This is a genomic window from Clostridioides sp. ES-W-0016-02 (genome assembly GCF_020641035.1).
GTDB lineage: Bacteria > Bacillota > Clostridia > Peptostreptococcales > Peptostreptococcaceae > Clostridioides.
In genome coordinates this window covers 1,495,240-1,519,191 of the sequence record NZ_CP061361.1, presented here as the reverse complement: position 1 = coordinate 1,519,191, position 23,952 = coordinate 1,495,240, and the positions used below count along the sequence as shown (strand labels likewise).

The window sequence follows — 23,952 nt, the reverse complement described above, 5'->3', positions numbered from 1 at the left end:
TTCCTCCTTAATTTACATCTTCATTTACTAGATTTTGCAACTCAAAAATCTTTTTATAAGTTGGAGAACTAACCAGTAAATCTTCATGTGCAGCAAATCCAACCACCTCTCCCTCATCTAAAACTAAAATCTTATCACAGTCAATTATAGAACTAATTTTTTGTGAAATAGTTATAATAGTACATTTCTTGTTTTCATTTTCTCTTAAATTATTTATATAATCTTTTATATTTTTCCTTATAACTGTTTCTGTATTGATGTCCATCGCACTAAAACAATCGTCAAGAATTAATATTTGTGGTTTTTTTGCTATAGCTCTAGCTATTGTAACTCTTTGTCTTTGTCCTCCTGATAGGTTTTTACCCCTTTGAAACAAAACTTCATCATAAGAATTTTCAAGTTTTGTTATAAATTGATTTGCATTTGCTATTTCGCATGCTTTTACAACATCTTCTTTACTTATATCTTTACTTCCCATAATTATATTTTCTGATATACTCTTTCCAAACACACTGCTATTTTGAAAGACTACACCTATTTTTTCTCTTAAACTATCTTTAGATATACTGTATATGCTATGCTCTCCAATCTTAATATCTCCTTTATCAACTATATATAGTTTTTGGATTAAATTGACTAAAGAAGTCTTTCCTGAACCAGTTTGACCAATCACGCCAATATTTTGCCCTTCTTTTATTTTAAAAGATATGTCTTTTAATATCTTCTCATCTATATTTTTATTATACGAAAAATCTACATTTTCAAAAATTATATCACCATTTATAAATTCTAACTCTCTTTCTTTAGCATCTAAATCAGTATTTTTGATAATTACTTCTTCATTCTCATCAATTAGGACTTCACTTATTCTTTCATAAGAAGCTTTTGCTCTCACAAAAACATTAAAAACGTGTGAAATCATTATAAGTGATGTTAATATTCTAGTCATGTAGTTTACATAGGCAACTATAATTCCAATTTTAATTTCTCCAGAATAAATTAAATATCTCCCAATTAGCAATATTATTATTATAGCAATGTTAATAATTATTGTAATTGTTGGTCTAAAAAATGACATCATTGTTGTGGCTTTTCTACTATTTTGAAAAAGTTCATTATTTAATTCTTCAAAACGTTTATTCTCATAATCATACCTACAGAATAATTTAACTACCTTTATTCCACCTAAAAACTGTCTCAATTTTGAGTTTATCTTATCTGTACTTTCTTGTACTTTTTTAAACAACTTATATCCAATCTTCATGTTAAGCAATATTATAATAAATATAATTGAAACTGCAATTAAAATAATTATTGACATTTTTAAATTTAATTTTATCGCTATAATTAAACTTCCTATACACATAATTGGTGATTTTATAAAAACTCTCATCATTCCATGAACAAATAATTGTATCTGATTAATATCATTAGTAATTCTTGTTATTAGTGAGGCTCTACCAAATTTATCTACTTGCTTCAATGAATATGTATTTATCTTTTCAAATACATCCTGTCTTAAATCATAAGAAAAACACTGAGAAACTCTTGCTGAGATTATACTTCTTATTATTGAAAATACTGCTCCTAAAAAAGTTATACCTATCATTAATGCTCCCGTTGATAATATGTAATCTAAGTCCTTATTTGAAACCCCTATATCAATTATTTTAGCCATTATAGTTGGTTGTGCCAAATCACAAAAAGCTTCCAATGTTAAGAAAAATATTGCTGTTAAAAACAACACTATATATTTTTTTATATATTTTTTAAAATACCTCATTCAACCATCCCTTCATAGCATTTTCTAACTATTAAAAGTATATCACAATCAATAATTTAATTGATTATATCAATTATAAATATTTGATTTATTCTTAATTTTTATACTATATATTTTATAAATTATTTGTTTTTATTTCCCATATTTATATATATTTATAGCATACTATTATATATAATATATATGTATTAAAATTAAGACAAAACTTTAACTTTACTATTTGTGTAAAAAGTAATATAATTTAAAATTGATTATAAATCTAACTTTTTTATCTATTAAAATATTCAGGAGGTGAGAGATTTGAAAAAAACAAATGGTTTAAAAGAAATTTTAAACTGGAATAATATGAAAAATTTAAGACCTTCAAAGGGTTTAAAAAATATATTAGAAATTTTTAAAAATGACCTAAAAGATATACGTGGAAATTATGCAGTACTTATAATAGTTGTAGGACTTGCTTTTTTACCATCTTTATATGCTTGGTTTAACATAAAAGCATCTTGGGACCCATATGGGAGTACTGCTAATATGCTTGTAGCAGTAACAAATGAAGATAAAGGTAATGAGATAGCAGGACAGAAAATTAATATCGGAGACCAGTTAATTGAACAGCTTAAAGATAATAAAAGTTTAGGTTGGCAGTTTGTAGATGAGAAAACGGCTCTTGAAGGTGTTAAAAAAGGTACTTATTATGCATCACTTAAGATTCCAAAGAATTTCACAAAAGATTTAACTTCCCTAATTACAGATGATGTCAAAAAGGGTGAACTTATCTATACAGTAAATGAAAAGATAAATGCAGTTGCACCAAAGATTACTGACAAGGGAGCTTCTGCAATACAGTTACAAGTTAATCAAACAATAATAAAGACAGTGAGTGAAATAGTTCTTGGTGTATCAAATGGAGTTGGTGCAGGAATTGAACATGGTCTTCCAAAACTAACAAAAGTTGAAAACTCTCTTATGGACCTTCAAAAAAGATTTGACCATATAAATAAAACGGTCGATTTAGCTGCTGATGCTACTTCAAAATTATCAGGTACAGTTAGAGATATTAAGGCTGATTTACCTACAATTAAAAAGACTTTAAATGATACAAAATTATTATCAAGTGATGTAAAAAAATTCTTAGAGGATACAAATAACAATGTAGATGAACTTTCTCCTCTTATAAAGTCTGATTTAAATTTAATGGTTGACCTTTCATCTTCTGCTTCTTCTCTTACATTAAATTTAATTGATGCTGTAAACAGTGGAAGTGAAGATGTACCAAAATTGATAGACAATTTATCAGAAAAGCTTTCTAACTTACAATCTTTAAATGATACTTTAGAAGATTTTTTAACTAAATTGAATCAGCTTACATCCAACAATAGACTGGATGATGTAATAAATAGCCTTGAAGATTCCAGTAATAAAATAGATTCTTCTATATCAACATTAAATGATATTAAAGATAAGGTTATATCTGGGCAACAGCCATCTATAAGTGCCTTAAATAATGTTTTAAGTTTATCAAATGGTATAGGAAGAATTAATTTAAATATTTTGAATAATTTTGACTCAAAAATATCAAAACCTATAAACAGTATATTTGAAAAAAGCATAAATGTAGCAAATGATATAATTACTGTTTTAGATAAAGCAGAAGCAAAACTTCCAAAGGTTGAAGAAATTCTTACTACTTCTTTAAGTCTTTCAGGAAATGCACAAGAAAGTATATCATTAATAAGAGAAAAACTGCCTTTGGCAAAAGGAATGTTGGATGACTTAGTTGATACTTTAAGTAAAATTAGCAATGGCGAGGATATGAAAAAATTAGTTAACTTACTTGAAAGTGATATATTGACAAAATCAAACTTTTTAAAGGAACCTGTTGAAGTAAAGACAGAAAAATTATATCCAATTGCCAACTATGGTTCTGCAATGACACCATTTTATAGTGTTCTTTCTACATGGGTAGGTATATTACTGCTTTCAGCATTATTATCTACATCTGTACATGGAAACTATAAACCTTATGAGATTTATTTTGGAAGAGGACTTACTTTTTTAAGTATAGCCCTCGTTCAAGGATTTATAATTGGAACTGGAGATATATTATTATTAGGAGTAACAGCAGAACATCCAATTTTACTAATAATTCTACTCATGTTTACTAGTATGGTGTTTAATTTTATAGTTTACTCTTTAGTGTCTGTGTTTGGAAATATAGGAAAGGCAATTGCAATAGTACTACTAGTTGTACAGATTGGTTCTTCTGGTGGTACATTCCCTATACAAGTTACACCTACATTCTTCCAAAGAATAAACCCTATAATGCCATTTACTTACGCAATAGGTGCCACAAGGGAGGCTGTTGGAGGTATATATCCTCCAAATTTAATTAAGGATGTATTAGTATTACTATTATTTATGATTTTGTTCATCTGCTTAAATGTACTTTTAAAAGGGCCTATAAATAGAGTTATAAAACCATTTAACAAAAAATTTGGTGATAGTAATTTAACTGGACATTAAACACTTGATTATATCTTTAAAAATCCTATAAAAATAATCTATAGTTTAAGTTTATATTAAAGGTAGTAGCTTCTCAGTTACTACCTTTTTCTAGTTAATAGACTATCCCTCACAATTACTTATAAATGACTGATATTCATTCATTGACTTTCAAAATCCCATATGCTATTATGTACTTGAAATCAGAAGGAGGGTGCTATATGCCACGTATTACTAAAGAACCTAATGAGCGTAGACAAGAAATTTTAGATACTGCAATGAAGTTATTTTATGAAAATGGATATGAAAAAACTTCTATTACTGATATTGCAAAATATATGAATGTTGCACAAGGTTTATGTTATCGTTATTTTCCATCAAAAGAAATCTTATTTGATAGTGCTATAGATCAGTATGCACAAACTTTAGTAGATAAAATGCTATCTATACTAAACGATAAAAATAAAACATTAAAACAAATAATTGAAGAAGTACCAACATTTATTGATATAGAAACTGATGATAATCTTTATTACAAAATATGTCATGGAGAACAAAACAAAAAAATTCATGACCAGTTATCTTTAAAAGTCTGTGAAAAGCTTGTGCCAATTGTAAAAAAACAAATTGAACTAGCTCATTTGCGAGGAGAAATTGATGTTCCTGATTCCGATACAACAGCATACTTTTGTGTATACGGTCAACAAGGTATATTACTACGTAATGACATTTCTAATGATGAAAAGATAGAAAGAATTCGTTCTTTTCTAACTTATCTTATGAATATTTAAATATATACCAGCTCAATATCAGAGATACATATATTTTACAAATACAATTTAGCATTATACTCTATCTCTTACTTCTATATCTAAAGATACACAGATTGACACTTTTTATACCACTCTGCATATCTTTAGATAAACTTGTAGTTACATTAGTCCTTTGTAATTCTCTTCCTCTAAAAAATAAATATAACTTTTACATATATTCTAGCTTTATTTTCTTTAAATAAAAATATGCCTTTATAATTTATAAAAGCATATCATAAAAATTTAATATTAAATTACTTCACCTAACATATAACCTAAGTATTTAATTCATATAATCAGTTATTCCAGATTTTAAGTTATACAAATGCTTAAAACCCTCCTCGGCTAATAAATTACATGCTGTAACACTTCTGTGACCACTTCTACAATAAACTATTACCTTTTTATCCTTATATTCATAAATTTCATCTATATTATTAATTAACTCTTGTAAAGATATATTTATCGCATTTTCTATTTTACTTTCATTAAATTCATCTTTAGTTCTTACATCTAACAATAAAACATCTTTTTCATTTTTCATCATTTCCTTAAGTTGATTTTTATTTATAGTTTTGTACATAATTTAAGATTCCTCCATTTTATTTATATATTACTTATACCCTTTATTTTTTATCAGATAACAAAATATTGTATTTTTATTTTTCTCATATATATAAAATGTATACTTATTATAAATACACTTTTCTTGAACAATAATCTGTTGATTAAAATAATTAAGAATGTTATGCTAATTATAATTATTAAAAGGGAAAAGAGGTAATTTAATATGTTTAAGCAAAGATTATGTAAGTTATTATCTAGCACATTGGTACTTAGTATGTTATTTACTGCTACTCCAAGTATTACTTTTGCTGATAATGACACAAACAATGTATCCGATAAGTATCAAAGCTCTGATATAGAGTTAAATGATTATAGTAAAGGTTCGGAGTCTTACACAAAAACTAGAGCTCTTGCTAAAGAGAAAATTCAAACTTTACTATCTAAATATGGTGCTGTAAGCGCTCAATATGCTCTAATTGATAATGGTAAAATTGAGATTTCTGGAAATGGTGGAGTATACAGCAAACAAGATAATAAAAATTTAACTAAGGATAATATGTATAATATTGCCTCTATCAGTAAAGTATTTACTACTACAGCTGTTATGAAGTTGGTTGAACAGGGAAAAGTAAATTTAGATACTCCTGTTGTAAAATATATACCTGAATTTAAGATGGCTGATGATAGATATAAAGAAATCACTCCAAGAATGTTATTAAATCACTCATCAGGGCTAATGGGAGGAAGTTTAAAAAATGCCCTTTTATTGGGAGACAATGATTCTTATAGTCATGATAATTTCTTAGAAGAATTAAAGAAACAAAGATTAAAAGCTAAGCCAGGAGCTTTTTCCGTTTATTGTAATGATGGATTTACTTTAGCTGAAATTTTAGTAGAGAAAGTATCTGGTATGTCATTTACTAATTTTCTTGATAAGTACATAAATAATCCACTTAACTTACAAAACACAAAAACTCCAGAAAATAGCTTTGATAGTTCAAAACTTGCAAAAGCCTATGTACCTTATTGGGAAGATGCAGTTCCACAAGATAACTTTAATACTATAGGTATGGGTGGCTTATATTCAAGTGCAGAAAATCTATGTACATTTGCACAAACATTTATGAAAAAATCAAATGGAATTCTTTCTCCTGCTTCAGTAAAAGCTATGGAAAATAAAGAATATTTAAATGGTCTATGGCCTGAGGGAGAAGACTCTATCCTTGGATATGGTTTAGGATGGGATTGTGTCAACACTTATCCATTTAATCAATATAATCTAAAAGCACTTACAAAAGGTGGAGATTCTTTATTATTCCATAGTAATCTTACAGTGCTTCCAGATGAAAATATGGCAGTTGCAGTTGTTTCTTCTGGTGGAAGTAGTCAACTTAACGAAGTAATCGGACAAGAAATTTTACTATCTGCATTAAAAGAAAAAGGTAAAATTAAAGAAATAAAACCTGATAAAACATTTAGTAAGCCACAACAAGTCAAAATGCCAAGTTATTTAAAAGAAAATAGTGGACTTTATGCTTCTTCAAATATGCTAAAAGTTGATGTTAATGATAATGGTACTCTAACAGTATCTTCTCCATACATAGAAAATGGACCTGAAGATAAATATGTATACATAGGTCAAGATAGATTCGTATCTGAAAAAGGTAATAGTTGCCTAAAATTTGTAAAGGAAAAAAATAATATCACATATTTAAATATGAGCTCTTATGATGATGTTCCTGGATTAGGTCAGACAGCAAGTTTATACTACGTAGCTCAAAAGGTAGATGACAATGATATATCAGATAGTGTCAAAGAAGCATGGGAAAAAAGAGGTGAAAAAGGCTACTATATAGTGGATGAAAAATATACTTCTCAACACTATATGCTTGGTTCTGTTAAAGCAATTCTTGGTGTTTCTGATAAAACTCCAGGTTTTTTAGCTAATACTAAAATAATAGATGAGAATAATTCAAATGCTTTTATAGAAATACCTGGTGTAATGGGTCGTGATTTGAGTGATATCAAACTGTATAAAGAAAATGGTACAGAATACCTAAAATTTGCAACACAAACATATGTAAGTGAAGATTCCCTAACTAATTTATCATCAGAAAAATCTTTTACATATCAAATAGATTCAAAGGGGTATACAAAATGGTACAAAATTGGCGATGATATAGCAAATAAAAAAATAGAAGTTAATCTTCCTCAAAATTCATCTTTTGCAGTTTATGATGATAAAGGAACTCCTGTAAATTACTCTTTAGTGACAAAGAATAATAGAGTTAGATTGCCAAAAGGAGGTGTAATAGCTTTCTTAGGAAGTCCAAATGCCAAATTTGAAGTTACATACCAAGATGAAGTAAATGCAAATGCATTAACAGGAACTGATAGATATGAAACTTCTATTAAGATAAGCCAAGCAGGTTGGGAAAATGCTGAAAATGCCGTTTTAATAAATGATTCTGCAATTGCAGATGCTTTAGCTGCAACACCATTTGCATATAAAAAAGATGCTCCTATATTGCTAACTGGAAGCTCTCAAATAAATGAAAAAACTTTAGCTGAATTAAAGAGATTAAAAGTTAAAAATGTATATGTAATCGGTGGTGAAGCTTCTGTAAACGAAAAATCTTTAGATACTATAAAGTCAGATAATATGTCTGTATCTAGAATTTCAGGAAATGATAGATATGAGACTTCTCTAAATCTTGCTAAAGAATTGAAAGTAATTAGTAATGTATCAAAAATATCAGTAGTTAATGGTGAAAAAGGATTAGCAGATGCAGTAAGTGTTGGTGCAGCATCAGCTCAAAATGATATGCCTATAATACTTACTAATGAAAATAGTAATATAACTGAAATAAATAATTTATTCAAAGATAAAAAAATAGATAAATCTTATATAATAGGTGGAGAATACACAGTTTCTAAAAATATAGAAAACAAACTTAAAAATCCACAAAGAATATCAGGTAGTACTAGAAATGAAACAAATGCAAAAGTAATAAAAGAGTTCTACAAGGATTCTAATATAAATAACCTATATGTAGCTAAAAATGGAATCAATAAACAAGATGATTTAATAGATGGTTTATCTGTTGGGGTTTTAGCTGGAAAAACTAAATCTCCTGTAATACTAGTAGGAAATTTACTAGACTATAGTCAAAAAGAACTATTTAAAACTATGAGATTTAAATCAGTAACACAAATTGGTGGAAATGGAAATGAAAATTCATTTAAACAAATTAAAGAAATAGCTTAATATTTTAAAACGGGCTATATTCAAATAATTTTATTTGAATATAGCCCGTTTTTATTACAATTATAAAATTAATCTTTATTTATCATTCATACTTAGTAATTTATCTAAGTATACTGATTTTAGCTGCTTACTAGCCAAAGCTTTTTTAGCTGGTTCAAGTTTTAATATAGCTGATAGTATCGCTCCCATAGCTCTATGACTAGCTAAGGCATTATTATCAAAAATTAGATTTTGTAATTGCCCTTTCTCGATTGCCATGAGAACTGCTCTATGTACTGAATTTGCAGGAGTTATTATTTTTTCATCTCTCTTTAATAGCATAATACTATTTTTGTGACAATTTCTAACACAAACGCCACAACCTAGACATCTATCCTCATCAACTTTTATATATTCTTTATCATTTTCTTTTACTTTACTTATTGCATCTATTGGACATGCAGATATACATTTACCACACTTTACACAACTTTCATGGTTTATATTTGGTATAAAACTAGTTGTTTGTACTGGGTGAAGATTTCCAAATCTTTTTGCTGCTACTAGCGCCTCACAACAGCAACCACAACAATTACATATAAATGTAACTCCTTTTCGAACATTTTCTCCACATTGAACTAAATTATGTTCATATGCTTGATGAAGTAATTCCTTACATTCTACTTTATCTACACGTCTTGCAAATTTATTGTTTATTAAAGAATTAGCTACATTGTCAAATGTCATACATATATCTATAGGAGCATCACAGGCTTTTCCAACGTGTTGCATTCTATGTCTACAATAACACATGCTTATACCTATATGAGTCGATTCATCAATTATATGAGTAGCTCTTTCATAATCTAAAATACTTACTTCATTATCATTAGTCAATACTTCTTCTTGAACGTAAACTCTTCCAAGTTTTGTTTCTGTTGAATAAAATAAATCTTTAATAAAATCTTCTTCTACATTCATATACTGATAGTAAAGTTCTGATAAAAGTTTTTGGTCTATATCGTGTCTTGTTCTCATCATGGCAAACTCAAAAAAACCAGCCATTGGAGGAGGCATTATATATTTTTTACCTTTTTTATCTTCTATATCTAGTATTAGTGCCCTGCTAGCTAGCTTATCTAGCACCCTATATGCTTCACTTTCACTTATACTCCAAATTTTAGCTGCTGTTTTTACTCTAAAAGGCTTTATTGGAAGTTGTGCCACTAATTTTGCCTCTTGTTCTGTAAAAAGTACATTTAGTATTTTATATAATGTATCGGAGGGTGGAGCACCCTGTGGAAATTTATTTATTCTTTCCTCTAAGCTTTTATACATGTTTTTAGCAGTTATATGAGAAATAGTAATCACCTTCTTTTTCTTTTGTTTTGCAATATAATCAAATATCTTTCTTTATTATCTAAACTCCTACTTTATATAATACCAATTCTTTCTAAATAGTTAAATACCTCTAGCAATTTATTTATTAGATTTCTTATATAAATAAAAACCGTTTAATCAGCATAATTATAGTTTATACCAATTAAACGATTTTAATAATATTTTACATATCTATAAATTATTTTTATAGTATTTTATATACTTTCCTTTCTTATATTATCTATTATATTCTCCTTATTTAATTTATTCATAGGTATATATGCTGCTATAAAGGTTATTATAAAAACACTAACTATGCATATGCCAATTGCTGTCCATGGTATAACTGTAGAAAACTCAATTACACCTGAAACTAATTTATTCATAATTAATATCAACCCAATACCAATTGGTACGCCAAACAATAAAGATAAAATACCATAGATAAAACTTTCTAAGTATATCATTTTTCTAAAACCTACAGGAGTAACACCTATTGATTGTATTATTGCTAGTTCTCTTTTTCTTAGATTTATACTTGTACTTATTGTATTTAGTATATTTGTAACACTTACTAGAGATATCACTACTATAAACCCATATACAAAAACTTTAATAGCTTTTAAATTTTGCTTTTCACTTTTGTCACTTGTATTTTCATCATGAAAATTGACATTATTTTTCTTAGCCAAAGACTCTATACTCTTCCTAGTCTGAGCACTTCCCCCTGAGTCAATAAAGACAATACCTTTCTCTAACTTTAAATCCATATTTTCAGCAACCTCATCATAAGTTAAAAATTGCAATCCCATATTTTGATAACCCATTCCTAGACGTTTTTCATCTGTTATACCAAGAATTTTTATGTTTACTTTTTTCTTTGAATCATTTTCGCCAGTATATTCACAAGTTACAGTATCTCCAACTTTGTAATTAGTTAACTCTATTACGCCTTTCTTACCCTTTGATTCAAAGTAACTTTTTCTAACAAATATCACTCCATTTTCTTTAATCGCTCTTTCTTTATCAAAAGAGCCTTTTATTAAGTTTTTTGTTTTATTTTGTATTGCAGTTTCTCCAGGAAAAATTAGTTCGTTGTTGTTAAACTCATATACATAACTATCTCCAACCTTACGTTGTTGATAATAATCCTTAATTAGATTTTCTTTAGATTTATTTATTTTATCCTTATCTACTCCTATAGAAATATACTCTCCTACAGCTACTTCAAAGTTTTTTATTCCAGATATATTTTTTAGTTTATTTATAGTATCATCCATAGACTTAGATATTTGTCTTGAACTTAAATATAAATCGTAGTTTCTTTGAGAATTTCTGATTTCTTCACCTTTTAAGAAATTCGCCATAAATCCGCTAAAAGATATAAATATTACTATACTTACTATTAAAGAAAAAAGTGTCACAATAAATTTCTTTCTATTTCTTCTTACACTTTTATATGCAAGTACACCTTCTGTTCCAAAAACTAATTTAATAAGTTTCGAATTTTTAACCTTACCTACTTTGTAATCTCCACTACTCCTTATTACACTAAGAGGAGAAATATTAGAGGCTGTTATTGCAGGTAGGAGAATTGATATAAAAATTGTAAGTAAAACAATTATTATACTGATAATTATTATTAATGGATTATATACTATTTGTAAACCCATCTGTGATACAACTGATTCTGTAAGATATTTATTTATAGCTTTAAATACTAAATCTATAGCTACTGTTCCAGACAATAGTCCTATTGGTATTCCAATACAGCTAATTATAATACCTTCAATAAAAACTAATCTTTTAATTTGATTAGTAGTAGCTCCTATAGAATTTAATATTCCAAACTGCTTTTTTCGTTCAGTTATAGAAATACTAAAAGAATTATATACTGTAGCAATTGTACATATAATTACTAAAATAGTTACCATAGTAATTATAGCTTTTATAGAACTATTTATATTTGCATACTTACTAGCTCCTTGTAATCTCAATAAATGTTCATTGTATTTTATCATTTCAGAGTTTGATGCTTTATCTTTATTTGTATATATATTATTACTTATTTTTCTTGTTATTTCATATATATCTTTAGGATTTTTTGCTGTTATTGATATATTCACTGTCTCTTTATTATTATCTATAGGATTAAAGTAAGTTAAACCAGTAGCAACTTGGTCAGTGAGTTCAAATCCTGGCCTTTTGATTATACCTACAATTTTAAATGTCTTTTCTTTTTCATTGGCAATATAATCACCTTCATGAAATACACTCATATCATCAATTTTTTTGTTATTACTATCAAACATATCACCTACTTTTAAGGTTATCTTATCTCCTATTTTTAGCTTTTTCTCCATAAGATTAACTATGTTTTCACTTAAAATAATTTCTCCATCTTTATCTGGAAATCTACCTTCTTTTATAGAAACTCTATATCCTTCCATAGCATTTTTATCATATTGCTTAACGCTTAATATACCATTTACAGTATCTTCTATTCTAGAGTATCCAAGTTGATTAGTAAGTGCATAACTTTTTATTTCAGCCGATTTTGTTGCATAGTCTATATTTTTTTTGTTTACATTGTAGAATTTAGCATGAAAACTCCCATCATTTTTTATGGTTTCTCTTATTTGATAATCCATAAAACTTTCAAATATGTTACCTATACCACAAATTAGAGCAGTGGAAAGTATTATTCCAATTATAGTTACAATAGTTCGTCTTTTATTTTGTTTTAAATATCTAACAGTTAGAGATGTATATAGATTCATTTATATCACCTCATCACTTTTTATAATTCCATCTTCTATGCCTATAATTCTATCCGCCTGAAGTGCTATATTTTTGTCATGAGTTATCATTATTAATGTTTGATTATATTTTTTCACTGATAATTTTAATAACTCTAGTATTTCTTTTGAGTTTTTGCTATCTAGATTACCTGTTGGTTCATCTGCTAATACTATAGATGGTCTATTAATTAAGGCACGTCCTATAGATGTTCTTTGTTGTTGACCTCCTGATAATTGATTAGGAAGATGATTTTCTCTATTGCTTAGACCCAATGTTTTCATCAAATCATTCAAGTATTCTTTATCAATCTTTCTATTATCAAGCTCTGCTGGAAGTAATATATTTTCTTTGACATTTAAAACTGGAATCAGATTATAGAATTGATATATAAGACCTATATTTCTTCTTCTAAAGATTGCCAAATCCTTAGTTTTTAGATTATATATATCTACATCATTTATATAAACCTTACCACTAGTAGGTCTATCAACACCTCCTAATAAATGTAATAATGTACTCTTTCCACTTCCGCTTGGACCTGTTATTGCTATAAACTCACCTTTTTCTATAGACAAGCTTACATTTTTTATTGCATCGACTTTTGTTTCATTTTTACCATAACTTTTAGTCAGATTTTCTACTCTTAAAATTTCCATAACTACCTCCAATATTTATATTCTATACTTCATATATTAGACTCAAGCTATTACTATAAAGTGAATTAAATATTACAGATTAGTCACTATTATCATCATATATCTTATGAAATGCTATATGAAATTCAGTTCCTTTACCTTTTTCACTATTTACATAAATATCTCCATTTTGGCTTTCTATTATGGATTTTGCCATTGCAAGCCCTATACCTACACTATCCTCTTTTGAACTACTTTTCCCTCTATAGAAACGTTTAAAAATATGTGGTATATCTTTTTTATCTATACCTTCACCATCATCTTTTATTATTAACTCTGAAAATAATGGATTTTCTTTGTAAATTATACTTATATTTCCAAACTCAGGAGTATGTTCTATACAATTTTTTATTATATTTACTAAAGCCTCAACTGACCAATCAATATCACCAACATAAGATACATTACCATTGCCTTCTATACTTAACTTTTGGTTTTTAATCTCCATAGGTATTTTCATTGGTTGGATTGCTCTATGTATAAGTTCACTAAACTTTATTTTTTCTCTCTTAAACTTTATAACTTTAGCTTCTACTTTTGATAATTTAAGCATACTTTTAATCAACCAATCCATACGATTTAGTTGATTTTTTATCTTGTCTAAAAAATCTATTTTCACTTCATATGGTACATCATTATATAATAAATCACTTAGTATGATTAAGGAAGTCATGGGAGTTTTTAACTGATGTGATATATCTGAAATTGTATTATTTAAAAATATTTTTTCTGAATTTAAAAGTTCAACTTTTTCATTAAGAATTGTTGTCATCTTCAATAGCTCTGTTTTTAAAAGACCTATCTGCCCTTCTTGATTTCTATTTTTCATATCAAATTCTTTTCCTTCTGAACTATAGTAAACATACTTAGTCATATCTGATAAATCATTATATATAGTTCTAAAATATTTAAGTATCAACATAAATATCATCATAAAAATTATACAAACTAAGATTATATTTATTTTTATAGTGTTTGAAAGTAATTTGGAAGTAAGAGGCTCAGAATTTATTCTAATAGTTTTGTCATAGTTATACTTACTTAATATTTTCTCACCAAATTCTACATTTTGCATGGACTTTCCTTGTGTTATTATATCTACGATATCACTTTCTAGTTTTGGATACTTGTTAACTAAGGTTCCTATTATAGCTTGATTATTTTTTACAATCGTATTTTTAGTTGTATTTATATTGATTATACCAAATCCAATTGATATAAGAATTACCATCAACATTAAAATAATATATTTACTAAAAAAGTTCTTTACTTCAGGATTATATAGAAACATTATTTTCACTTCCTATCCATTTATAACCTAGTCCTCTTACAGTTTCTATGTAAATTGGTTTACATAAGTCATCTCCTATTTTTTCTCTAAGTCTTTTTATATAAACAGTTAAAGTATTATCACTAACAAAATCATAAGTTACATCCCAAAGCTTTTCTAGTATTTGACTTCTACTCAAAACTGTATTTTTATTCTGTATAAGAATTAAAAGAAGCTTATATTCAACAGATGTCAGAAATATTTCCTTGTCATTTTTATATACTCTAGCTTCTAATGTATATATATTTAAATCTCTATATTTAAATATCTTCTTATTTTCTTCTGTAGCGTCACCTTTTCTTCTTAAAACAGCTTTTATTCTCGATATTAATTCTCTAATTCTAAAAGGTTTTGTTATATAGTCATCTCCACCTATATCAAGACCCAGTACAATGTTTACTTCTTCATCACAAGCAGTTAAAAATATTATGGGAATCTGAGAAAACTTTCTTACATACTCACAAAATTCATATCCTGTTCCATCTGGTAACATTACATCCAGTAGTACCATACTATATTCATTAGAAGATATCATTTCTTTTCCACTTGATAAATCCTTTGATATATCTACACTAAATCCCTCTTGCTCCAATGCATACTTTATTCCAAAAGAGATAGTACTGTCATCCTCAACTATCAATAACTTTAACATAACTATTTCCCTTCTTAACATTTTAATTTTAAACTATTTACATATACAACTTTTATTATACACAATTGTTTTAGATACTAAAATATATTTAGAATTACAAAATAGTCACAAACAATTACTAAAAAACATAAAAATAAAAATGCAAGTTGACACTTAACTATTTTGAAAATAGTATAGATTTTTCTCAAGTTAAGCTACAACTCACATTTTAGATATTTAATTTTATATAAACTGGTATTCTCATCTGTTTAACTATTTAAAGCTTACTTTATTCTTCCTCATATTTTTTATATTCTTCTTCTTTATAAATATTATTTTTTTTGTCATCTTCATGTAAATCAATGTCTTTTTTATCATTTTTAACACTATTTACATAATGCATCATTTCTTCTTGAGAAACATGTGGACAATTTTCACAATTTATTCTTCTTGAATTAAATTCTCTTACTTTTTTTTTTAATTCTTCATATTCATAATCTTGTTTTTTATCACTACAATCACATTCATAACCAAACTCATCATATTTATAGTCATTGTATTGATTATTTCCATAATACTCTGTATCAATCATTTGAGACATTTGAGATTTAGATTTAATGTTTTTTATCATCCTATAAGTTGCATATGCACCCACTCCTGTAATCACGGCTCCTGCAAACATCATTGGCTTACTCATTCCATCATCTTTTTTATTCATTTGTCTTTTAATTAAATATGTTAACATATTTTTTCTCCTTTCTGATTTCTATTTATAGATAGTATCTGTATTATTTTGATAAAAATTATGTTATTTTTAAATTACAATTTTTACAAATAATATAAATCATCTTGTAGAATATAAATTTATATTTTGTACTTGATAATGTTTTTTGTGTTATACTATATATATAACAAGTATTTTTATTTATAACGATATTATGGAGGTTTTTTATGATTTTAAATTTAGATTTTAATAGTGATAAGTCTATTTATGTACAAATTAAAGAAGAGATAACTAAAGCTATAGCTTCAGGAGAATTAAAAATAAATGAATCACTTCCATCTGTAAGAAGTATGGCTGAAAATATTGGTGTAAATCTACATACTGTAAATAAGTCTTATAATGAACTAAAAGAAGAAGGATTTTTAAATATTGATAGGCGAAAAGGTGCAATTGTAGCTCAACTTCCAATGGAAACAGAAAATTCAACTCGCCAAAAAAATAGAATTGATTTAGAACTTTTAGTAGCAAAATCTTATTTATCAGGTATCAATAAAGAAGAGTTCTTGACGTTAAGTAAAAATCTATTTGATAAGTATGAGGTGAAATACTATGAATAAGATTGAATGTTTATTTACAATATTTTCAACCTTAATTTTGATGTATGCTACTTTTTATTTTATGCCACATCTTATTGGCAAAAATCACATTTATGGTGTTTCTATAAACCAAGAACATAGAAACTATCCTGATTTTATAATACTTGATAAAAAATTTAAAAAACTTTTATCTATAGGATTCATTGTGATTTTTATTTTAGTTTTAGCTCTAGTTTTTATGTTTGATAAAATAGAATTTTCTTATTCTATTAGTATTATAGGGTTTTTACTATATGAAAGTATATTATATATCTATATTCATAAAGAAGTTAAAATGACTAAATCCAAGTTTTTCACTGAATTAAGTCAGATAAGTGCAGACTCAAAATTGGTAATAGATATGGATTTTATAAATGAAAAAAATAAAATAATAAAAAAATTTAAGATATTGTATTTAATACCAGTATTACTTACTTTTGGAATAAGTATTTTTATATTGCTTAACTATAATCAATTACCAGATTTAATTACTACGCACTCTACTATAACAGGAAAACCTGATGGATTTATGAAAAAATCCTATCTTGGTGTGTTTAAATTAATAGGTCTTGAGTTTTGTATAATGATTTTATTATATATAACTTCTATTGGAGCTATAAAAGCGAGAATTAAAGTAGATACAAATAAAATTGAAGAAAGTAAAACTAAAAACATTAAATATCTAAATAAAATTGGTTATTTGTTTTTTATATTGATGATTATGATGATAGTACAATTCTTTATCGTTTTTTTATCATTAAAAACAAATCCAAATTTATTAACTGTTATAAATATAATAATGCTTTTAGTTATAATTTATTTAATGGTAACATATATTAATTCTCCAAATTTAAAATCCAATTCTTCTTATACTCCAGATAATGATGAAAAGTACTGGATAGGAGGTATTATATATAATAATCCAAACGACCCATCATTTATGGTTGATAAAAGATTTGGCATAGGATGGACTATAAATTTGGGAAATCCGATTGGAAAGATATTATATATTCTTATAGCTATATTTTTAATTTTTTCACTTTTTAGTGTTATAAAATCTCTTTTACTTTAAATACCATAAAAGGTATCTTACTTGTATTATTGGGTATTATATTTTGTAAGATAAGAAATATTTCATATTATCATTGAAATATAGTATTTATATATTACTAGGAATGGAGATTTGCATAATGTTGTCAAAAACTGAAATTAAATACTTTAATGATTGTGCTTCTGAGATACTTTCATCTGAAAAAGTACAACTTATGAGAACATTTCCTCATCATGGCAATGTTTCATGTCTTGAACATAGTTTATCAGTAGCATATTATAGTTATCTATTATGTAAAAAATTGCATTTAAATGTTGAAATTCAAAGCGTTATTAGAGGGGCTCTACTGCATGATTTTTTTCTTTATGACTGGCATTATAAAGGTGATAGAAAGGGATTACATGGTTTTACTCATCCTAAAGAAGCACTAAAAAACGCAAATTTATTCTTTCAAATAAATGAAAAAGAAACAGACATTATTTTAAAACATATGTGGCCACTTACTGTTAGACCTCCTAGATACAAAGAAGCATTAATTGTTTGCTTATTAGATAAATTTTGTTGTCTAGTTGAGACTCTAAGGATACACTCACTACTCTCTCCTTACCACATATAAAATAGGTCTTTGATATTGTTATAATTTAATTTAAAAAGAGGTATTAAGATTACATTTAACTTAATACCTCTTTATTAATTTATTATTTATTTTTGTCATATGCTTATAAAATATAATCTTATCCTTGATAACTTATTCTTCTTATAGAGATACTTACTACTTTAAATAATAACATACCAGCTATTAAGTTTATCAATATTGCTGGTACCACTGCTACCATAAATAACGCTGTGAATGAAGCTCCAGGAAGACCTACTATAGCTTGAGCAACTAGTAAAAATAGAGTTCCACTTATAACTGTCCCTACTGGGAATATTATTGTTGCAGCTATTAAATCTTGTTTTTTACTGTTCAATTTTTTCATAAATGGTAATTTATAAATTATATACATTATCATGAACATTATATTTATTGTAATAGTTTTATCAAGTATATTTGGAATCTGACCACCTGGGAATTTAGTTGTTAATGCTGCAAATATTCCTGTTACAATTCCTGCTACCAAACAAATCTTATAATCATCCTTATTTAGTATCATTATTATAAACATCATTGCTAGTGATATATCTGGTTGCATTGGAAGTCCTATAGCAGGTGTAAGTTGATGTATCAATAATCCCATAGCTAAAAGTATTGCATTTAAAGTTAATTTTTTTGTATTTGTTTTCATTGTAATATTTCCCCCTAATTTGTTTAATATTTATTTCATTTTCGCTCCAATTTTCCATATCATTCTCTTTAGCTTTAGAAGTTCATAACATCTCTCTCACCACCTTTTATTTTAAATTATATAATTTCTTTATTAATAGTTTTTGCAAAATAAAAAACTCCGTCCTAAATCAATAGGACGGAGATTATCCGCGTTGCCACCTAAATTATATAAAAAATAAGCTTAAAACTTAATTCTTATATATCTCATTATCAAGTACTTACATACCCTATTCGCTGTAACGTGCGACTGACGATAAAGTCTACTCTCATAAAAATATGATTTCAATTTATTCCTCTAAGGTCCATTCACTATATTCCTTCTTGCTAAGATTCCACCATCCTCAGCTCTCTATGTTGAAGCTAAACATAATTACTCTTCCTTGTCATAGGATTTTTAATTTGCTGTTGCTATTATAATATTCTAAATTTTTATAATTGTCAACTGTATTTTTTATTTTATTTAAAATTTACAAAAAGTGTAGAATAATTTTTATAAATGCTTTAAACTTTTATTTAAATATTGAATTAGGAAGGATGATATTATGTTTAGAGAAATGAGATTAAAAAAGAGAGAAATGACAAAAGAAGATACTATAGAAGTATTAAAAAATGGTGAATTTGGTACTTTTTCTACTATAAGTGAAAATGGCTATCCTTATGGAGTTGCTGTAAATTATGTATACTTTAATGATTCTGTATATTTTCATTGTGCAAGAAGTGGACATAAATTAGATAATATCTCAGCAAATAACAAGGTTTCTTTCTTAGTAGTAGCTAATGAAAGTGTTCTTCCAGATAAATTTAGTACTACATATGCTAGCGCTGTAGTATTTGGAAAAGCTTCAACAGTAGACAATGAGGAAAAGAAAAATGCTCTTATAGAAATAATAAAAAAATATTCTAAGGGCTTTATTGAAGAAGGTATGAAGTACATAGAAAAAGATATAAATTTGACAACTGTAGTTAAAATAGAAATAGACCATATTTCTGGTAAAGCTTCTCGTTTATAATAATCTAATACGATATAATAAAGTGGCTATATGTATGGTCACTTTAAATATATTTATTTATCATTATTTTTATTAATTGAAAATGCTCAAAACACTTTAAGAAACTTCCTCAATACCTATGTAGATACAACACAAAGTTACTTGTATCCAAGCTGACATAAATTTTTCCATACCCATATAAAAACTTGAAAATAATACAGTCATATATGTCAAATATCAACATAAATTACTTACTTTTTTTGCCATTAAAACTATCAAAAAAAGTAAGTAATTATTGAAAGAGAGGTTGAAAATAATTATGAAATTCAAGAAAAAACCAAAGTTTTTACTCCTCATTACATTTTTAATAATAACTATATTATCAACAGGAGCAACAGCTTTAGAAATCCATACATCATCACAAGTACATGGTGATAGTGATATCAGCAATAGAGGAAATTTCAATACCTCTGCTAATTCCAAGGTAGGTGCAGACTCACAAAAAAGCAGTGATAGCTTACCTCACAATGCACAAAACCTTAATGTTTCTTTAGACATCTGCAATGGAGGAGTAGAAATACTACCAACCTCATCCAACAAAATAATAGCAAATTACAACAACCAATACTACAATATTAAAATGATAGAACAAAACGGAAAATGGGTTGTATCTATATCAGGAAAAACAGCTAAAATGGGCAATTCTAGCTATGTTCAACTCCATATTCCAAATATAAAATGCAATATGGATGTAAATGTGCTTGATGGTAGCTTTAGTTATGATTTACCCGAAAATTGTATTGATGCAATAAATGTTACTTCAAAAGATTCAAGTATAGAATTTACTTCAAAAAATCAATACAAAAATAGCACTATTTCTCTATCCGCAACAGATAAAGAATTTCTTAAATATGGTCTAATTAATTATCCAGACTATTTTACTAAGATGAATAAAGGATTTGAATATAAGAATGGTACGAGAAAAAATCAAATTGACATTTCGCTAACAGGATTTACTAATGTTGATTTTAGAGATTAAAACATAAAAAATTGAAGACTTTAGCCTTCTTTTTCTTTGACTTTCTGTATTCATATTTATATTTTATTGTTTATTTTTCCTTTTGGATATGAGTACATATATCATAGCACTAGGTAAAATTGAACATATTACTCATCCACAAATAATAATTATAAGAACATTATTCTTTTTATTATTGACGTTATTTATACATTGTGATATTCTTTAAGCAAAACACCATTCTGTTTAAGGGAGGATTAAATAAATGGCACGAAAACCTATTTTAGAAGGTGGTAAAAGAGAAGAAATACTTAAATGCGCTTTACAGTTGTTTCTAAAAAACGGTTATGAAAGCACCTCTATTCGCATGATATTAAATGAGGTTGGTGGAGAAGTTGGAATGTTCTACCATTACTTTTCTTCCAAACAAGAATTATTTGATGAAGCCTTAAGACTCTTCATGAAAATGCAAGGAGAGCGAACTTCTAAACTGATGAGTCAGAAATCCGATAAGATTTCCCCACGAATGAGATTGGAACAACTTATAGAATGCTATGACAGCGGAATGGATGAATTTTCGAAATTATCTGATGGAGCTATTCATTGGTCAGTTTTATCATCTATTCACAGCTTAACCTTAGAAGCAATTCTGCCCTCTTTTAGGACAATGATTATTGAAATACTCAGATTAGCAGATAAAAAAGACTTAAGTGAGTCTAAATGGCTTGCGCCATTTGTACTAAAAGGTATCAGTGGATTATTACATGATAAATCATTTGCTGAATTAAGCAAAGAAAAACAGATGCTTTTAATTATAAATTTACTATGCAGAACTTTACAAGTTCCATATAGCTTGTTTGAAGAATAAGAGAATATCGACAATGAACATCTATGTATTAAAATTGAACAATGACATCAAAAGTATATCTGAGAGAAAATGGCATTAAAAACTGATATAAGATTTGGCACTCGTTATTATGAGTAAGCAAAGAAAACTGAGTTAAAAATATAGAAAACACCAACAACTCATAAAAATGTAGTGTTTATACGAGTTTTGGTGTTTTCCTTATTCTTGACTTGCATGAAAATATGATTGGCAAGAATGGGCTGGTATATACCACTCTTTCATGCTTGCCATTTTTAAAAACAGCAAAAATGATGTTTCGTAAAATATCTCAATAAGGCACATATAAATTATACCTACTCTGAATCATAACCCCATTACTGTTCTTCTTAAATACTGATTGAAATTACCATACTCAACTTTTGTCAATGTTTCTGGATAAGACATCAAAATTAACTGATGTCCATTGCATTCTTCATGGTATGGTGGGTGAATATGTTCAAAATCATTTACCTTATATCCAACCCTCTCATAAAAACCTTGTCGCTTGATGGAAATTTTATTAATGGGAGGGTCGATTTCTAGAATAACAGTTTTGCCTCGCTGGTTTAACAGCTCCAAAGCTCTTTTTCCATACTTTTTATTGCGCATTTCAGGATTGATACAGAAATGTTCCACGTAAATAAAATTCTCTGTTTCCCAGCATAAAATGATACCAACCATGTCGTTTTCATCATAAATTAAGTTAAATTGATATTCTTCATGACCCATAATTTCTGCTTGTAAAGATGGGTTTCTCTGTTCATGAAAAGGAAAACTTACATTGTATAACTTTATTGCCTCTAAATACAATTTATCTTCATATGTTCTTAGCCTCTCAAAGCGCATTTTGCTATCCTCCTATTATATAAAACAACCTTCGCACCACATCTTTTTAGTCTAATGAAACTCTAATTAGCTCTTATTTAGATTATAATATCTGTCCAAGTATAAAATGAATTGTAAGGTTAAACCATTGCTGAAAATATATCTATTTTTTATATATACTAAGACTGTTTAGATAATCTCTTATACCAAACTTAACATCATCACTTGGTCTTATATCAGAGTTATCTCCTGCTATATGAAGTATTCCATATGCTGGATGACCTCCTCTTACTGTACATGGAACTGATAAAAGCGTCATCCCCATATGTTGAGCAAATATATTCATTGATTGTAAAGCTAGTTCTCCTCCTCCATGTTGTGAACCTGCAGTAGCAAAACAACCAAATATTTTTCCACTTAAAGGTGCTCCTACCCATACATCAGAAAAACTGTCCATAAACATCTTCATTTGACCAGATACATTTCCATAATATGTTGGTGAACCCATAAATATTGCATCATAATCTAGTAATTCTTTTCCAGATTTAATTACATTTATACTTTCAAATTCATCTTTATGTTCCTTTGAATTTATCAAATAGTACTGAGGAAGTGTTTTTGCAACCTCATCACTTACTTTAAATATATCTACCTCTATATTCATTTCTTCAAGTACCTTTTTATACTCCCTTGCTAATAAATATGTACTTCCACAAACGCTATGAAAAATCACTGCTACTTTCATTTTTAT

20 protein-coding genes and 1 other annotated feature are annotated in these 23,952 nt (G+C 27.2%); of the genes, 9 read left to right on the top strand and 11 right to left on the bottom strand.

All coding sequences use genetic code 11. The annotated features are described in order from the left end of the window. Positions 1 to 7: 7 nt before the first annotated feature. Positions 8 to 1,783 carry an ABC transporter ATP-binding protein gene (locus tag IC758_RS07330; protein WP_227432840.1) on the bottom strand — a complete coding sequence of 592 codons (1,776 nt, stop codon included), beginning with the start codon at positions 1,781 to 1,783 and terminating at the stop codon, positions 8 to 10. A 291-nt stretch (positions 1,784 to 2,074) separates the two neighbouring features. Here IC758_RS07330 and IC758_RS07325 point away from each other — a divergent pair, with 291 nt between their 5' ends. After that, positions 2,075 to 4,303, top strand: coding sequence for a YhgE/Pip domain-containing protein (locus IC758_RS07325; protein ID WP_227432838.1), 2,229 nt, complete (start codon positions 2,075 to 2,077; stop codon positions 4,301 to 4,303). A gap of 200 nt (positions 4,304 to 4,503) precedes the next feature. Further along, the gene (locus IC758_RS07320) at positions 4,504 to 5,073 is read left to right on the top strand and encodes a TetR/AcrR family transcriptional regulator (protein ID WP_227860848.1); all 570 of its coding nucleotides are present in this window, start codon (positions 4,504 to 4,506) and stop codon (positions 5,071 to 5,073) included. Positions 5,074 to 5,377: 304 nt separating this feature from the next. Here IC758_RS07320 and IC758_RS07315 read toward each other — a convergent pair whose 3' ends face one another. Continuing rightward, positions 5,378 to 5,677 carry a rhodanese-like domain-containing protein gene (locus IC758_RS07315; protein WP_227823720.1) on the bottom strand — a complete coding sequence of 100 codons (300 nt, stop codon included), beginning with the start codon at positions 5,675 to 5,677 and terminating at the stop codon, positions 5,378 to 5,380. A 207-nt stretch (positions 5,678 to 5,884) separates the two neighbouring features. Here IC758_RS07315 and IC758_RS07310 point away from each other — a divergent pair, with 207 nt between their 5' ends. Next, positions 5,885 to 8,929, top strand: coding sequence for a serine hydrolase (locus tag IC758_RS07310; protein WP_227860847.1), 3,045 nt, complete (start codon positions 5,885 to 5,887; stop codon positions 8,927 to 8,929). 75 nt (positions 8,930 to 9,004) lie between these two features. On the opposite strand, the gene IC758_RS07305 is transcribed toward IC758_RS07310, so the two are convergent. From IC758_RS07305 to IC758_RS07280, 6 genes are all read right to left on the bottom strand, one after another. Continuing rightward, positions 9,005 to 10,279 carry a 4Fe-4S dicluster-binding protein gene (locus IC758_RS07305; RefSeq protein WP_227860846.1) on the bottom strand — a complete coding sequence of 425 codons (1,275 nt, stop codon included), beginning with the start codon at positions 10,277 to 10,279 and terminating at the stop codon, positions 9,005 to 9,007. Positions 10,280 to 10,503: 224 nt separating this feature from the next. Next, positions 10,504 to 13,068: an ABC transporter permease gene (locus IC758_RS07300; RefSeq protein WP_227432832.1), complete on the bottom strand. Its 2,565-nt coding sequence runs from the start codon at positions 13,066 to 13,068 to the stop codon at positions 10,504 to 10,506. Continuing rightward, positions 13,069 to 13,746: an ABC transporter ATP-binding protein gene (locus IC758_RS07295; RefSeq protein ID WP_227432830.1), complete on the bottom strand. Its 678-nt coding sequence runs from the start codon at positions 13,744 to 13,746 to the stop codon at positions 13,069 to 13,071. Between the two features lie 79 nt (positions 13,747 to 13,825). After that, the gene (locus tag IC758_RS07290; RefSeq protein WP_227432829.1) at positions 13,826 to 15,076 is read right to left on the bottom strand and encodes a sensor histidine kinase; all 1,251 of its coding nucleotides are present in this window, start codon (positions 15,074 to 15,076) and stop codon (positions 13,826 to 13,828) included. Next, positions 15,063 to 15,767: a response regulator transcription factor gene (locus IC758_RS07285; RefSeq protein WP_227432828.1), complete on the bottom strand. Its 705-nt coding sequence runs from the start codon at positions 15,765 to 15,767 to the stop codon at positions 15,063 to 15,065. Before IC758_RS07285 ends, IC758_RS07290 begins: the two co-directional genes overlap by 14 nt. Positions 15,768 to 16,035: 268 nt before the next feature. Next, entirely contained in the window at positions 16,036 to 16,491 is a 456-nt protein-coding gene (locus tag IC758_RS07280; protein ID WP_227432827.1) for a hypothetical protein, read from the bottom strand. Positions 16,492 to 16,697: 206 nt separating this feature from the next. Between IC758_RS07280 and IC758_RS07275 the strand changes: the two genes are divergently transcribed. The 3 genes from IC758_RS07275 (at position 16,698) to IC758_RS07265 (ending at position 18,772) form a co-directional block, all read left to right on the top strand. Then, a complete protein-coding gene (locus IC758_RS07275) occupies positions 16,698 to 17,087 on the top strand; it encodes a GntR family transcriptional regulator (RefSeq protein WP_227432825.1) in 390 nt (129 codons plus the stop codon). After that, positions 17,080 to 18,177, top strand: a complete 1,098-nt coding sequence (locus IC758_RS07270; RefSeq protein ID WP_227482312.1) for a DUF5808 domain-containing protein — start codon at positions 17,080 to 17,082, stop codon at positions 18,175 to 18,177. The genes IC758_RS07275 and IC758_RS07270 overlap by 8 nt, the downstream gene beginning before the upstream one ends. 118 nt (positions 18,178 to 18,295) lie before the next feature. Then, positions 18,296 to 18,772: an HD domain-containing protein gene (locus IC758_RS07265; protein ID WP_227432822.1), complete on the top strand. Its 477-nt coding sequence runs from the start codon at positions 18,296 to 18,298 to the stop codon at positions 18,770 to 18,772. A gap of 118 nt (positions 18,773 to 18,890) precedes the next feature. Here the strand turns inward: IC758_RS07265 and IC758_RS07260 are convergent, their stop codons facing one another. Beyond that, positions 18,891 to 19,442, bottom strand: a complete 552-nt coding sequence (locus IC758_RS07260; RefSeq protein WP_227482311.1) for a tryptophan transporter — start codon at positions 19,440 to 19,442, stop codon at positions 18,891 to 18,893. Positions 19,443 to 19,612: 170 nt separating this feature from the next. Then, positions 19,613 to 19,879: a binding site (T-box leader), on the bottom strand. 146 nt (positions 19,880 to 20,025) lie between these two features. Here IC758_RS07260 and IC758_RS07255 point away from each other — a divergent pair. The 3 genes from IC758_RS07255 to IC758_RS07245 all read left to right on the top strand — a co-directional run bounded on the left by IC758_RS07255 (position 20,026) and on the right by IC758_RS07245 (position 22,358). Beyond that, positions 20,026 to 20,493 carry a pyridoxamine 5'-phosphate oxidase family protein gene (locus IC758_RS07255; RefSeq protein WP_227432820.1) on the top strand — a complete coding sequence of 156 codons (468 nt, stop codon included), beginning with the start codon at positions 20,026 to 20,028 and terminating at the stop codon, positions 20,491 to 20,493. A 298-nt stretch (positions 20,494 to 20,791) separates the two neighbouring features. After that, positions 20,792 to 21,511, top strand: coding sequence for a hypothetical protein (locus IC758_RS07250; RefSeq protein WP_227432818.1), 720 nt, complete (start codon positions 20,792 to 20,794; stop codon positions 21,509 to 21,511). Between the two features lie 244 nt (positions 21,512 to 21,755). Beyond that, positions 21,756 to 22,358, top strand: coding sequence for a TetR/AcrR family transcriptional regulator (locus IC758_RS07245; protein ID WP_227432817.1), 603 nt, complete (start codon positions 21,756 to 21,758; stop codon positions 22,356 to 22,358). A gap of 342 nt (positions 22,359 to 22,700) precedes the next feature. Here IC758_RS07245 and IC758_RS07240 read toward each other — a convergent pair whose 3' ends face one another. Both IC758_RS07240 and IC758_RS07235 read right to left on the bottom strand, forming a co-directional pair. Next, positions 22,701 to 23,222, bottom strand: coding sequence for a GNAT family N-acetyltransferase (locus IC758_RS07240; RefSeq protein ID WP_227432815.1), 522 nt, complete (start codon positions 23,220 to 23,222; stop codon positions 22,701 to 22,703). Between the two features lie 142 nt (positions 23,223 to 23,364). Then, positions 23,365 to 23,946, bottom strand: coding sequence for a flavodoxin family protein (locus IC758_RS07235; RefSeq protein WP_227432814.1), 582 nt, complete (start codon positions 23,944 to 23,946; stop codon positions 23,365 to 23,367). Positions 23,947 to 23,952: the final 6 nt, after the last annotated feature.